The sequence below is a fragment of the Streptomyces sp. NPDC111744 genome (assembly GCF_055634995.1).
The window spans coordinates 112,480-128,743 of the sequence record NZ_JBVKCG010000024.1 but is presented as its reverse complement, the minus strand read 5'-3'; the positions used below and the strand labels follow the sequence as shown (position 1 = coordinate 128,743).

Sequence of the window (16,264 nt, the reverse complement as noted above, 5' to 3'; positions counted from 1 at the left end):
GCCCTCCACGACAGTGATGACAGCGACGATGCCGACGGCGCGACCGGGAGTTCCGGGAGCGCCGGCACGGCAGGCGCCACCGCAGGCCGTGGCAGCGGCAGGAGTACGGGAGAAAGCGCCGGAGGTTCCCGCACCGGCGCCGCCCGCGACGGGTCGGGCGCCCGGGCGGGGCTGTCCCCCGAGATGGCCGAGAAGGCCTCGCTGGGCCTGAACACGCTCAAGGACACCATCGTGCGCGCAACCACCGCCGGCGCGAGCGCGAGTGCCAGCAACGACCTCAACACCGCCCGCAACCACACCACCACGACGGCCACCCGCACCACCACCACGAGACACACCACCAGGCCGGTGGACACCGGGCATCTCACCTCCGAGGAAGGCGGCTGGCCGGGCGCCTCGCTGGAGACCCGGCCCGTCACCGTCACCCAAAGCGACTTGGACGACGTGGTACGCACCACCATCCCCACCACCACCTCGGACACCACAGCCCAACACGACTGGCCGGGCGCCTCCCTGAACACCCACCCCGTCACCACCACCCAGGGCGACTTCGACACAGTCCTGCACCGCACCACCACCCCGACCACAGCCACCACCACAACAGGCACGACGGCCGCCACCGCCAGCACGGGCGCACCAGCCCCCCGCACCACAACGAGCTCCGGCACGAACAACACCACCGGAGCCGCAGCACGCCCCGACCTCCGCACCACCAGCGGACCACAACCCGCCCTCACCACCACCAGAACAACCACGACCACGACCGCCGACGGCGCAGGCGCCACACCAGCGGTCCACCACCCCAGCGACAACCACCTCACCAGCGACGGCGGTGGCCTGCCCGGCTTCGAGACACGCCTGCCCGGGGCCGACACCAGCCCCACCCCGGACACCCCACCGACCCCTACCCCCACCGACCCCACCCGCGACACATTCATCGCCGTCACCACCTACAACGAACTGATCGGACGGCTCCGCCCACCCCTCCCCGACCAAGCCAAACTCAGCAGCACCATGGACGCGGCAGCCGCCACGGCCGCCACCCACAACCCCGCAATCGCCAAGGCAATCAAAGAAGTCGCCGAGATCGTCCGCAACAACGGACTCGGCTACGGAAGCGACCTCGGCAAAGCCATCACCGAGGTCGCCCGCCAGGCGGAAGAAACCCTCGACAGCCAGCGCAACACCGTCACCGTCGCCCGCAGGGCAGCCGAACTCCTCCTCACCGGCCGCCCCGCCCGCATGCTCGGCGGCACCACCCACCACACCGACAACTTCACCGACCCCGACCAGTCCACCCCCGAAGCAGAGGCCGGGCCTTCATCTGCCCTCGCCCCCGCAGCGACGTCCGGCGGGTCTCGCACAGACACCATCAGATCCACAGCCGACCCTTCCTCCACCCCTCCCGAAGACGCCCCAGGCTCTCCCCGACCACACACGCCGGCGTCCCAGGACACCGCCATGCCGGCGCCCTCTTCCTCACCCCGCACGCAAACACCGTCTCCCGAACCGGACCCTGCACCTCGCACGGAGACACCGCCCGGACAGGCGACGCCGCCGCGCGTCCCGGAGCCTGGGGTCGTGGCAACGCCAGTACCGCCCGGCACGGTCGATCGGCTGCTGCATGCGTGGGAGGACCTCCAGGCAACATCTACGGACACGTTCAGGTCTGCGCCCACCGATGTCCCGCCCATCGACTACTTCGACGATCGACTTGCCGGGTGGGAAGAACGATCCAAGGGCGTGTTTCCGGCTTCGCACCTGTCCCCGCGGTCCGAACCGCACCTGGAGCCTTCCGACGCATCGCGCCCGCAGCCGCCGGCCGGCGACCCAGAACCGCTCGACAGCGACGCGGCAGAGGACGAGCCGCGAGACCCCGCCTCGCACGACCGGTCGACCGACCACACGCTGTCGGACCGCCAGCCCCTCACGGTTCCCGTCCCGACCCTCACCAAGCAGCCTCGGACCTATCAACCACCGGCGATGTCGTTCCCGGAACCGAAGACGACGCAGGATTCGACTGACGGCACCGCGCCGGAAACCCACCCCGCGCCGAGGCTTGTGAGAACCGACTCGCCCATAGCTCCGCACGAACCGCCCGTCGTCGACGACGAGTCGGGCCACAAAGAAACCGACCCGCGCCCCGAACCGGAGACCGGTCCCCGCGCCCCCGGCTCCGACGACGGCTCCATCGCCCCGCACCCGCGGTCTCAGGACGACGAGCAGATCGTTCTCCCCGTGCCGGATCCCGTTGCGCCGACCGGGCCGACGGTCGGCGAGGCCGGGCATCCGCTACTGGAACCCGACCGGCAGTCGCTGGTCGGAGCCAAAATCATCGAGGCACCGGGTCCCGAAGATCTGCGTCGGCGCGTGCTGGCCAACCTGCCGCTGAATGTCCGGGACCATCGGCAGGTCACCATGGGCTTGGATGCGGCACTGGACCCGGCCACGTTCCGTGCACGACACGACCAGATGGTCAACGGAGGCTGGTCCTTCCCGCTGCAGGTCGGCACAACCAAGTACGAGGTGAAACTCACTGCCCGTCCGCGGGAGTGGCGCCCGTCGCACGCGACGCCGACCGCGAACAACGGCGCCGGGTTCGAAAGAGCCGCCACGGCCAAGGTCGCGGCTCCCGGCACCCAGACGCTCACCGTGAGCACCAAGGCCAGCCGGCTCAAAGACCATGAACTCACCTTGATCGATCCGACCTCGAGCGGCAATCCGCTGGGCCTGATCACGGTGTCCGGGCGTGCCGGTGGCTACGCCCACCTCACCAGTACCTCGCTGAAGGCCGCCTCCGAGGCGACCACAAAGACCGCCTTCACCGGCCCCACTCACAGGTACGTCGCCACTTTCGAGTACGACGCCGTCATCCTGGGCCCGAGCGGCCACCCCCTGCCCAAGCGGCCGGAGCACGCCCACCCCATCACAGCCGACGTCACTGCGGAGATAGCCCACGTCGATGGCACCCCGACCGCCCCGGCCGGCGACCGCACCAGGATCCGCCCCCTCGAGATCAACGGGCTCGACGACGTCCTTGGCGAGGTGTTCAGCGAACTGCCTCAGGAGCGACTTCTCGACGGCACCGCCCACAACGCCATCCGTGACTTCCTGAGCCCCAGGAACGTCCTCGCCCGGTACGACCAGGCCGCGGACGGGGGTCTGATTTCCCCCACGCTCACCCTCACCGACGGGAGACACGCCTGGCTGCGCCTCACCGTGACACAGGGATCGACCCAACCTCACGGCGTCGTCGCGGAGAAGCAGACGCACAGCACCAAGACGAGCAGCGAGAACGGAACCGGCCGTTTGAAGTTCCACAGCTGGAAACTGGGTGCTTCGGGCGGTGTGTCGTTCAATACCTGGCAGGCGGCCGCGCCGGACCTGGAGTCGAGTTGGTTCACCTTCACCCTCGGCTACTCGTACACCCCCACCCGGCTCTACGAGCAGTGGGACAATCAGAGTTTCTCCGCGGAGTCCAGTGTCGAGCACACGGGTACGGGCGACGTGCTCAGCACAGATGTGACCTTCCGGGTCGAGGTGCTGCGTCAGAACAGCTCTCTGGACGCCGGCGGCCGGCACGGAATCAGTCGCGCGGTCATCAGCGACAAACGGAGGACAGAGCTCAGGGCCGTACAGAGGCCAGTTCCCAGGGACGAAGAGGCGCCGGCTCCGAGAGGCGGAGAGGAATATCCACCCTTGCGCGGCCGTGTCCTCGGCCTCCGCGACCGCGCGCCCGAGACCGCCGATCCCGTCCGCCATGAGGCGGATCGGGGCAGCCTGGACAGCCGCGCCACCGACATGCCGGAGGCCGACAGCCAACCGGAACGCACAGACGCACCCGCCCACCCCGACGCACCCCGGGACTTGCGCGCGCCGCTGATCTCCCACCGCGCGACCGTCATCGACTTCCCCGGTTCGCGAGACCTGGAGGCCGGCATCGCCGGGGAACTGCGCCGTGCGGCCCCGGGCATCCTGCCGCCCACCGGTACCGAAGGCCACGCTCGGAACACTCCACAGGCCCTGAGGAACCAGCAAATGTTCCGGGACCACCTCTCGGAGTCACACCTTCTCAGCAACATCGGTCGGCTCCTCGACGGAACCTACAGCTTCGGCCTCGACACTCCGACCGGCCGGACAGCCACGGTGAGGATCCGGACAGAGCTCGGGCAAGGCACCCATGCGGGCGTCGTGCGGTCCACGGCGGAAAACACCGTCACCATGCACGTCACCAACGAGCACAAGCTGCTCAACGAGCCGAAGCACGAAGTCAACATCGGTCCGGGCTTTCGCCGTGCCCTCAATGAGCCGGATACCGCGCGATTGAATCCATCCGGCGGCGCCGGTGTTGCGGGCGCAAGGGTCGGTGTGGACATCGCCAATACCGAAACGCAGGTCGCCCGCGGGTTCGTGCACAACGGAACCGCGGACGTGTTCGGCTATGAGGTGACGCACCACTACTCGATCACCCTGCACGAGAAGAGCAGCGCGCCCGACCTCGTGGCGTGGGACGGCCCCACCCCTCATCCGAGGTCGACAGTCCATCCGGAGCGCGATGCGCGGCTACGGGTCGAGTTGCGGCGCCCGGAAGTCCTCCCGGCACCGCCGTCCCCCAGGTTCGACCAGCTGCCGACGATGCACGCGATCACCCATGTCACCGACGCCGACGGGTTCCGGGACCAGGTCAGAGGCGCCCTGGACCACGCCTACGCGGACCGGGCGCCTGGAACAGAGGTCCCCGATCTCGGCGAGGCCGTCCGGGCACTGACCGGCGAGACCCAACTCCGCGGCCTGATCTCCGCCTCGCATTCCGGCTGGACGAACACCCTTGACCAGCACGTCGGCACGGGCCGCAACCGCAGGACGGTCGGGGTGGCCGTCCGTACCGGCCCATTTCGCGACTGGACGTTCCGGCAGACCTACACCGACATCACCCAGCAGCTGAAGGTGCGGTCGACCACCGCCACCACCGCCGGGGACCAGAAGTCCTACTGGGTCAACGGCAACCTGGGCGTGGAGGCATCCGACAACCCTTCGACCCCCACGGGCCAGCTGGTCACGAACCATCAGGAGCGCGGTGGCATCAAGGTCAAGGTGGGACGTCACGGGGAGTGGAACGACATGCTCACCCAGGAGACGACCACCGCCCGCACGGTGAGTCACACCGGAACAGGGCATGTGTACGAAGCGACGGTCGATGTCGATGTCGTCGGACGCATCACCGACGCGGACGGGACACTGCACATCGGCCCGTCGATCCCCCACACGTACAAGGTGCTCGTCATGCTCTCCGACGAGGACGTGACCCGGAGCGTCGCCACCGCGCGCCCGGACGGCGCCCCCGATCAGCTCCAAGCCACTCTACTCGACAGGGGCATCACAGGCGGCACTGTGGTGAGGATCCTCAACACGGACCCCATCCTTCATGACATACACCGCCAGTTGGGCGGCGAACCCGACGACCCGGTACCGGTCAAGGCGCTGCCGTTCGCCAATGCGTTCTCTGCCGAGAGCATCTCGGGCCGCTTCGACGACGTCGCCGGATCCGGGATCGTGGAGCGGTTCGTGCATACCACCCACCGCGGACATGTCATCACCGAGGTACTGGTACGCAGGGCCACCGGCAATTCCTGGCGGAGTGACGGCAGCCGCTCGGACCTCTCGATGACCCGCGAGTTTCTGGACAAGCAACAGGTCGCGGACGAGTCGAAGAGCGTATGGCAAGGGGCGGTTGAACCCGGCGGGCGCGGCGCGGTACAGCCCCCGTTGGAGCACTTCAACGCCGTCTGGGCCGGTGGGACCTTCAGTCTGGAGCGCAGCCGGGAGGTCGGGGTCAAGTCCGGCGCGAGCACGACCGTGGGCAGCAAGACCGCAGGATTCGGTGCCGCGAGTTACTTGTTCACCAACAGGCTCAACCTCGACGTCATCGTCACCCAGCGCATCGACAACGGACCCTTCCTGGATCTGCAGCGCCCGAACACGGGCGGCATCTCTGTCGATGCCACCGCCTGGGTACCGGAGTCACTCGTCGAGATCGGGAGCCCCCGGCCGTATCCGGATATACCGGAACCTGTCGAAACCGGCCCCTCCCGACGCCCGTCCGACGTCGAACAAGGCCTGTCCCCTGCCGGGCCGACGCCCGAGTGGCAGCCGCCGCTCCGCCGCGCTCACGACCTGGTCGGCTTCGACAACGTCAACGGGCTTCTCGCTGCGGCCGTGAACGTCCAGGCCACCAGCCGCCGTTGGGGTCCCGGACTCCTCGGTCAGCTCGGAAGGTACTCGTCCGCGGCACTCACCGGCGTCGCCCGAGGCGCCTGGTGGGCAGTTAGTTCGCCCCTGCCCGGTGCGGTCATCGAGCGCGCGGACCAGTTCCTGCGCACCTACACGGCTGACCCCCGTCTGACCAACGAGTTGGACGCACTGAATCGCGAGAAAGGCCTCGGCCTGCGAGAGCAGCTCGCGCTGCGCCAGACATTCTCCGCGCAGTCGCTGTCGGCGCTCTTCCACCGGCTCCAGAACGCCGACGTCCCGTACCGGATTCCCGGCACCTCGGTCGCGGTGTCCATGCACGCCACCGGGCCGGCGGAGACCCTGAACCACCGCACGACCGCCCAGGACGAACTGACGGTGGACGTGGCGGGCGTGTCCAGCACCCACACGCTCCGCTCCCGCAAATGGGATTTCACACCGAACCTGTCCGTCCTGACCAACAAACCCCTCGTCTCGTTTCCTATAAACACGGCACACTTCAATTCCGAGGAGCTGTCCTTCGACCAGGCGAATCCGGTCACCCTGACCCCAGGCGTACCGAGCCGTGTCACTCCCATCGCCTCGCTCCCGAGGGACCTGGCCCTCCCCGAACCCGGGAGAAACCTGGACCTGTCCGAACCCGGCAAGGTCAAGATCGCCGGTGCGGTCCTGCAACGGCAGCGCGTCGTGTTCACATTGCAACACCAGGACGACCACGGTCCATACGGCAGACCCGCCTCCGTCGAGGGTCACGTCCTGTTCTGGAGCGCCGCCACCGCTCCCACGGCTCCCACTGCCGAACACCCTTCCGCCGCACGGCCTTCGGGCTCCACACCCCACCCTCTGCTCCGGACCGCCACGGACGACTCCGCCGCACCGCCACGCCCGCCTCACACTGTGCACGACACCGAGACTAGCGGCCAAGATCGTCTGGACGGTGACGCCGACATTTCAGAGGCGTTTCGACACATGTCCAGCGAGAATCCGCAGGCCCTCCCGCCCGGTTCGAAGAGGGCCGGCAAGCAACCTGCGTACGGTGAGGGCGACCTGGACGGCCTGGCCATGCGGGTTACTCGTGCTCGGCGACTGGCACCCAGACTCCTCGCCCCCTTCTCCAACACGGAGCTGACCACGGCTCTGAGCCGTCTGGAGCACGGCGAGCAGTCACCGCAGACGGCTTCGGCGGACCTCCCGGTGATGGACAGCGCTCGTGCGGAGCGACTGGCGGCCGAGGCGCAGGCAGGGCGCAGCAGACTCCAGACCACGAGCGACCAGACTCCTGCGGACCTGACCTCGAAGCCTGCTCAGACGGAGAGTACGGACGCCCCTCGGCCGACGGACGGCGATCATCCATCTCCCCAACCCGACGCGGCCCTCAGCCACACGAACGACGACCCGACCCCGCCGCTCGCGGATCACACGGAGCCGGACGCAGACCCGACCCACGAACCGGACGCGAGCACTCTGCCGACGCCACTGACCCGGGCTCTGGGTGAGATCGGGCGGAACGGGGCGTTGTACTCCCACCCCACACGGTACCCAGCGGTCAGGCTCCGTGGACCCCGCTGGAGCTACGAGGACACTCGGACCACACATCGGCTGACCGCTGCGCAATGGCAGGAACTTCCTCAGGCAACGCGCACGGCCGCCCAGAAGGAGCGCGTACAGACCGCGCTCGACCCACAGACGCTCGCCGAGACCGACCAGCCCCTCTTCCGGAGCATCGCGCGAGTGGGACGGCGCTTGACCGGCACCCCCCTGGGAAATGCCGAGGTGCTGGAGCACTTGGGACGCCGCGATCCGGAGACGCGCAGGTACTGGGAGCTCCAGGACGCGCGGGACCGGATACTCGGCCAGGCCGCCAGACACGCATTGACGGAGTACACAAATTCTCGGCCAGAACTGAGAGAAGCCACACGCGCAGCGCAAGTGCGGGCCGCCTTCGATTCCGGAGACGACCGCGTTCGAGTCGTCAGCCAACTGCTGGACTCCTACAACGGCGTGGCGATCGGCGGCAATCACGCGGCCACAGCGATATGGACCTTCCTCGTCGAAAACATCGAAGGACTGCGCCTCAACACGATCTACCTTGAAAACATTCGCGGAGACAGCTATCAAGCCGATCTGGATGCGTACCTGGGCGACCGCAACGCGCCAATTCCTGACCGCCTCGATACTTATGTCCGTCTGCATGACATGAACATCGAGAGCAATGGACTGCGCACACTTCTTGAAGCCGCCCGCCGGCACAACGTACGTGTCGTCGGCGTGGACGGCCGACCCGCCCGGACGCCGCGCACAAGGGTTACTGCACACGATCGCAACAGACCGGAATACCACCGTGCGGCCACGCTGAACACATACACGGCCGGGCTCATACGCGCAGACCAGGCGGACAGGCCGGACAGCCGATACGTGGTCGCATTGGGCAATACTCATGTCGGCACTCACCCGGGGCCCGATCATCAGGTCGAAATTTTTGGAAGCGTGTTCAATCCGAGCGACGCATTCCCCGGAATCGACAATCTCCTCGGCATCCCGGCTCTCCTTCAAGAAAACACCGGAAATCTTCGCCCGTACGAAACCACCACGAGAGAATCCGCAGCAGACGCCACGCGAGGGGACATTCCTGCCAGGCGGGAGCTTGTCGGCCTTCTGACCCGTTCCGACTCCGGTAACGAATATCCCCAGGGGCCGGCCATCACCAAGACTCTCCGTGACCCCAAGGTCTACCAGGTACGGACACCCGAGAACCTCCGGCAGACCCGTGAGGCGTTCCGTCAAGCCATCACGGCGCAGGACGTGAACATCGACGAGGTCGTAGCCCGCAACAAGGCACGCCGCCTCGCGGAAAGCCTCGCGGGCGTCGCACCGGAGGACCGGCTGACTGACGTTCAGCCAGCCTCATTGGACAGCGCAGCCGGAGAGGACCCGGCGAAACCTCCCACCATCCCCACTCCAGTCAAGGCACCGGACCAGCTGTCGGCTCGATCCGACGACTCTGTGGCGACCAGCACCACGCCCATCGAAGACATCACCCCCGACGGCAGCCCCTTGGGCCGCTCCCCCGTCTCGCCCGACACAGGCCCTTCCCCTCTCGCCTCCGCAGCCCGGAGGACGGACACCGTGCGGTCGCACCAGGTCCCCGCGGACTGGGAGGACTTCACCGCACGCGACTCCAGGAGCGCCAACTCGCTACGCGACCAGGTCGTCAGGCAACTCGCTGACTGGACAAAGCCCGAACTGATCAATGGTTTCGTCAGGGCGTACAACGCCATGCCCGAAGTGCACAAGAGGACTCAGCCGCTCAGCAGACAAGCGAACCTGATCGCCGAATACCTCGTCTCCGGACGATTCGGCGGACATGTGCTCGGCGGGGCCCCACCGACAACTTCCCACGCCGGCAGCGGATCGCGTTCTGCTCCGGGTCCCGTACAGCCCCAGGCGGACGATGTCGCCTACGCACGGAAGATCGCGTCGCTCCTCACCGGTCCTGAAATAGACATCCACCTATTGCTCAGCGAATTGCAGCTCCGCCAATTGACTCCGTACCTCGACAGGCCCGAAACCCTGGAGCGCGCATGGAGTTCGGCCGGCCAACAGTCCTCATTGATGTCCGCCGTGACGGATGCAGCCGGGCGAGGCGCCATGCCTCAGGAGGCGGTGATCGATGTTCTTCGTGGACTGGGCCTCACCCCTCGCCTCACCTCCGCCGACCTGACCCTGCGCCAGATCACAGGCACAGGGGAAAGCTCGGCGTGGGATGCCAAAGAAGTAATCGAATACGCCAAGAGCCTGCACGATGCTCCGATCGGCATGGTCGTCGAGCTGCTGCGCCGAATCGACCGCGACCCATACGGTATCTGGGCGGTCACAGGTTCTTTCCGCAAGCACTTCAACGGCGATCTGAGGAACTATTTGCACAACAAGTTCCCCGCGCACGCGAAACTCATAGAATTTCAGTTGGGGCGTGTCCTGGCAGGATCAGTGACGTGGGAGCAGCTGAAAGAGATAAACGACCGGTTGGATAACACTTCTGTGGACATTCCGGGGTTTGGCCGCTTCCCATTGACCAGCTACTACCCAGAGGAAGGCGCCCATCTACGTGCCCACCTGTGGGCGAATGAAGTTCGCCGCATGGGCGTCCTTCCCCGTAAGGTTTTCATGACGGGCGGCGTCCACGGGTTGAAATGGGACTCGCAGATATCATTCGGTGCGACAGAAGACGAACCCCGTACGGTACAACAGAGTCTGCACGCGGCCATCGCTCTGAACGTGTGGATGGAAGGCCAACGCCACGTTGTGATCCTTGACCCGCTCTTCGGTCCGATGACCATGGAGCAGTGGTCTGCCGAGGTGGGCGGATCCGACCGTATCCCCGTCATCGAAGGCTCTCTCGCGAATATTCATTCTCGATTCGTAGAAGATATGCGATTGAACCCGCACGCCTGGTATCTCGATCGAGGGCAATACAGTCCGGCGAGATCTATGGTCATCCTGACGGATGATTCCGCCGACCTGCTTCCGGATCCAAGACGTCCACTCCAGGACAATCGGTTCGCAACCGAATCCAGCGTCCGGGCGAAAACTTATGAACTCTATTGGCAACTCCTTTACGCAGAGCGGCGCATTACAGCTCGCGACATGCTGCACACCCTTCAGTCACGCAAAGAAACGGAATCACCTCGGTCACTCCAGCAGCGACTATCGAGCCTAATTCCAAATATTCCACCGCGGGGATTCCTCAATGGATTCTGGGAAGAATATCCCGGTCTCCATGAAAAACTGTCCCAAGCCCTACCGGGACCCTACCTCAAGCTCATCACCGAGCGCTTCCTCCCGCCCCGGAGCGATATGCCGACAGATCGCGATTACTCTCGCAGGTCCGTTCTGGGAGAATCGCAACTGGTCACGTCGATTCTGGAACCGGAGAGGCCCCCGGTCGAGATGCCGCTGACAGCATGGGTCCACGACGGAGTCTCCCAGCATGGGAATCCAACGGTTCCCGAGCACCTGGACCGCGTCATCGCCGAAGCGTTGGCTCTACCCGATCCCCTTGAGGGGCTCAAAAAAGTCTCAGAAGGTCAGAAGGACGCAACAGCGACCAAAGATGTTTATGTGGCACTGTCCCGTCTGCGTTCTCATGTCTTCTGGAGCCAAGACACACCAACAGCAACTCACGTCGTGGCACTCCTCAGGCGTTGGCGACGCGAGTCAGGCATCAGTGCTCCCGCACTCGTGGAGCAGATCCGTAGAGGAGACTGGTTCCCCACCTACGGCATCAAGATGGAAAATGCGATGTGGGAAGGCTTCAGACAGATGCTCTTTTACGCTGACGACATCACGGCGCCGTCCCAGAGGATGGTGCCGGGCGGCCGGGATTTGATTATCACCAGGCTACTCCTGTCGGCAACCGGAGGCACGACCGGGGAAAATCAGAAAAACCCGACAACTATAACCGAGTCAAAATTCCGCCAGACTCCGACTGACATAAGGGCGCAACTCGCCACCCTGTCGGCGGCTCCGCAGGGACCTGCTACCGATCTTCAACACTTGCTCAACCAGCGGCTCACGAACGCCGAGGACGACGTACGGATATTCGACAATCTTAAACGTCGACTTCTGACACCTATCGACGCTTCGCCCGGCAGTCGCACGCCTTCATGGGTCGGAAAGGATCTCACGCCCGAACAAATCACCGCACAGGTGATGATCGAGCGGCTCTCTGCATTGAAAGAGAACGAAACACGCGCTGAGGTCATCAACCGGCTGACAAGCGGAGAATGGACCTGGGCTGCTGGCTACCCCTTGCAGGACAGCAGGGCTATCGAGGAAATTGTCGATCTCGCTCATGATTACCTTCGCCACCAGACCGATGTAACTGTGAACATAGACCTGGATAAGGTCCTGAAAGGAAAGACGCTCTTTGAGCACATCGTCTCTGATCCGAATGGATTCGTCTATCGTAATTCCTGGGAGTTGGCTTCGCGCGATACCCATTACCTCCAGGACCGGGGCGCAGCCGAGGAGAAGCTCGGATTTTCTGCAACTCTCAACAGAAGACCGGAAGACAATCCCCGATCCACACTCACACATGAGGCATCACAGCTTTTCGCACCCCGCAATGACGCGAAATACGAACTGAACGTGAAATTCCTTCCGAAATATGCCGCACTCTCGTTCGCCCACCAAATAGGGGGGGCGGCACCCGCATACGGAAAATCTGTCATCAGACTGAAGTCATACATTCGCGAGATATCTAGCCATACCGCCAGAGACAGTTTCGACGAATGGGAGGGATCAAGAAACGTCACGGGCCCGAACCATCTGTCCCAACTCCTGCTCTTCGGCTATTCGGATACCGTACGAATGATTTTCGCCGAGGCCACGAATTACCGCTACGACAAGGGGCTCAAGTATCCTGCGTCAAATCATTACATAGAAGTACAGTCCTATGTAGGAAACATGCACCTGCGCCATGTCGACCACATCAGGCTGATCCCACCGGACTCATCGCCGAGCACAGTCAAGCGATACCGGAATTACCTAGCAGCCCTGCGAGTCGTTGGCGAACGACACGGTTTCCGAGTCGAATTGCTCACGCCGGAGGACGTCAAACTGCGGACCAAGGTCCCCGGTGAGGCGATGACTCAGGACCAGGAGGTGCTGTTCCTCTCTGACAGGATCGCGATGATGCTGGCCAGCCGACCGGTACCGGACCGCGCCGTACTCGACAACGTCAAGCGGCTGACAACGCTGGTCGGGCCGAAGTCCGTGGTCGAGCTCGATGCCGTGTTCGCCAGGGCAACGCAGTCCGGTGGCCTCACCCAGCACCTCGGCAAAGCGCTCGGCGCGGGCCGGCTCCCCGAACAGGCGCATCGACACATCACAGCAGCCCTGCTCCCCGCTCCGGACGAGTCAGCAGGCAGTTTCGCGTCTCTCCGTAACCCAACCGCCTATCAGATGCAGATCGACGGACTCGGCGAACGCCTGGACGTGCTTCTCCGCGAAGCTCTGACGAGGAAACAGCCCGATATCAGAGAGATCGCAGCCCTCGCAAAGGCCAGCAAGCTTGCCCGCACCACACCTGGCGTCCCAGCGGCAGACGAGGCGGTCGCCATCTCCATCACCGCTCCCCCACGGGACACAGCCGCTGCCCAGGCACCCGAGCACACTCCCGCCGCCCTCACCGCCGGCGACCAACGGAACCTCGCGCCGGTCGCACAGGGCACGGAGGAGCAGCCTCATCCGCCGCGGGTACGTGCGAACGAGATCGAGGCCGACGCGGGCCGGGCCGGTACCGCCACACCCGCCCCGGCCCGTCACGACACGTCTGCCACCCCAGCACGCGAGGGTGTCGGTGAACCGAGGGATCTCTCACTGCCGGCGCGAGCAGAACTGGAGACCGCGGTCGAGGACGCGTTGCTGGCGATCCGCCTGACCGACGGAGACGTTGTCCTGAGCCGACTCGCCGACGCCCTGGCGCTTCCGGAGAACGAGGTGAGCGGTCTGATGGGCTACGCCGACGGCCTGCTCAGCCCGTTCCTCGATGGACACCTCCGCATCTCGCTCGACCGTGAAGGTCACGATCCCCGCACGGTGGCCAGAGTCGCTGTCGCCGCCGCGCTCCAACACAACCGGAGGTCCAACACACCCGGCCTGAAAGGCAAGCAACCACTGACGACATCGGAGGTGCTGCCGAGTGAGCACCATGCCGAGGCAGACTCCCGCTTCACCACGTCATTGCGCTCAGCACTCCGTGACTGGCGCGATCACGATAACGCCGACGGGCTCAGCAGGCTCGGTCTCAGTTCCGGCCTGTTCCCGCACGAACTGTTCGACTCCCAGTGATCGGGACTGTCCGGCGGCGCCAACCGACCCACCGAGGCCGCCACCGCTTCCCCCTCCACCGCGGCCGCGCGGTCGCGGATCCGCCCTCTGTACCTACAGTTCACGGCAGACCCACCAGGACGATGGACACTCGTAGACGCCCCCTCCTATCTGATGGGCCCGGACTGGAACGAGTGGCTCGCCCTCCCGCTGTTCCGCAGGGGGGAGAGCGACGTGCATGTCCGCACCGACCACTTGGCGCAGTCCCAGCTGGAAGACCTGGTCATCACGTTGTCCCGGGACAGCGCTTTTGATCTGGCCCAGAAAGTGCGCGACTACGCGGTGGGACTCGATACGGCAGCCCGTGCCACGCCGGAACCGGACGCCGAACTCGTGCGCTGGACCGGAGCCGAAGTCGACGCTCTGGGACAGCAACTGCACGAAGAGCTGAACATGCTCCTGGAGGAGCTACCCAATTCGACCGACGTGACTGCCCAGATATCCGATCTGCGTGCCTCCGCAGACACGGTGGCCGCCTCGCTGGACGGACACATCTCGGACGCCGCTCATCTCGGTGGCATCGACAGGCTGCGCCGCGATTACGTACCGGTGGTCGCCGCCGCCCGCAACCTGGCCGACTTCATCGAGCAATGGAGAATCGACGGAAAGCAGCCCTCAGAGGCCCTCAAGAAGCCGGTCAGCGTCACCACGCTGCTCCGGCTCAGCTCTGTTGTACGAGCCTTTCGTCGCGAGGCCGCTTATGAACGCCTCACTCATGGCCGGTACTGGCACTTGAGCGATCCCACACTCGCAGGTCAGGGCCGCAAGGGACGCATCGGCTATATCGAGGGGCGCTCGCAGCAGAATATTGCCGAACTGCGCGAAGAGACAAAGACCCTCCTGCAAGATCCTAAAAATGTGGCACTGTACAGAAGACTTTCCGGGCTGAATCTAACCCTGCTGCACGCGACGAACGCACTCGATGCGATCACGAATGACGGCCGCATATCTTCGCTGGCGGAGTTGGGTCGCAAAAAGAAGGATCATGTGGTCGGCGGTAGCACCGAAGAGGATGTTGCAGTATTGGCCAACGACGATTTCGTGTACGGCCGAGTGACTCTGAAGCTCAGTCCAGGACAGCAACTGAATTCCCGGTTCGGCAATAAAATTTCTGAATGGACGTTCGCAAACATAGTACGCCACCACGGCTGGGTGTCCCTGTTCGATGGACTTGATCCGTTGCACAGGACAGCCATGCGGAAATTGGAGTGGAACGGAAAAACAGTGCGCACCTCGACATACATTTCCGACTCACGTAATCGCTGGACGGTGGAGTATCCCGAGAGCGGCAAACCTGCCCGCACGAACGATATGGCGCAGGTGGTCTTCTTTGGTAAAGACGCCAGGGAGGGTCTGGTACTCCACGCCATAGCAGAGTCAAACCGTATCGGCGGAGATTTCTTGAGAGACATACAGAAAGCGAAAGATCCGCAGGTTATCTGGCATATGGTGTCACGACTCATCCGACCCGAAGCAAAGCTGCTGTCATCCCAATTCGAGCTGCTCGAATCGCAGTCCCCCGAAGGCATGCAGCAGATCCGGGTACACTCCCAGGCCGACGGCGATTACCACCCTGACGGAACGTACAAAATCCCCGCGGCTCGCACCGACGAACAGTACGCCCTTTCCTTCTTTGCAGAGCTCAACAATCAAGCCAGGCCACACCGGCTCTTCAATCTCCTTGTACGTCACGCCGCCACTCCCGCCCCAGGAAGCTCCGCCAGATTTCTTGACGCTTTCCAGCAGGCCTCACACCTTCCGATCGATAAGGCTCTGGGCTCGGCAGTCTCTTCGCAAAAAATCAGCCACTATGTCAGAAAGGACCTGCTTGGCGAAATTCATTTCAGTCAACGCAACACAGTCATGCACGATTTCCATACAGGAGTAAGGACCTTTGCGGACCTGGTTGCGCACCCTCTTGTGCAAGAGCTGGCCGATCGGCTGCACGATCAAGCTCGCGCCCGCCTTCAGGACCGTGCAGTTCGGGTTGACGAGACCTTCCTTCTCCTCGAAGAGATGCATCGATCCAGGCCTGTGATCCGCGCTCTTCTGCTCGCAGGGGGGAACGTTTCGAAAAAGATCTCTGGGAAATGACACGTTCTGACAATATGTGCTCGATCCCCAA

The 16,264-nt window shown here is 64.4% G+C and carries 2 protein-coding genes; both read left to right on the top strand.

Annotation, left to right across the window (positions count from 1 at the left end; genetic code table 11):
* Window positions 1-183: 183 nt before the first annotated feature.
* Window positions 184-14,100: a protein-glutamine glutaminase family protein gene (locus tag ACZ7OO_RS36375; RefSeq protein WP_471511626.1), complete on the top strand. Its 13,917-nt coding sequence runs from the start codon at window positions 184-186 to the stop codon at window positions 14,098-14,100.
* A 213-nt stretch (window positions 14,101-14,313) separates the two neighbouring features.
* The gene (locus ACZ7OO_RS36370) at window positions 14,314-16,233 is read left to right on the top strand and encodes a hypothetical protein (RefSeq protein WP_471511624.1); all 1,920 of its coding nucleotides are present in this window, start codon (window positions 14,314-14,316) and stop codon (window positions 16,231-16,233) included.
* Window positions 16,234-16,264: the final 31 nt, after the last annotated feature.

What these genes read in the sequence shown, in the direction of transcription:
- ACZ7OO_RS36375 (WP_471511626.1), top strand. Translation starts at nt 184, where the DNA reads ATGGCCGAGAAGGCCTCGCTGGGCCTGAACACGCTCAAGGACACCATC.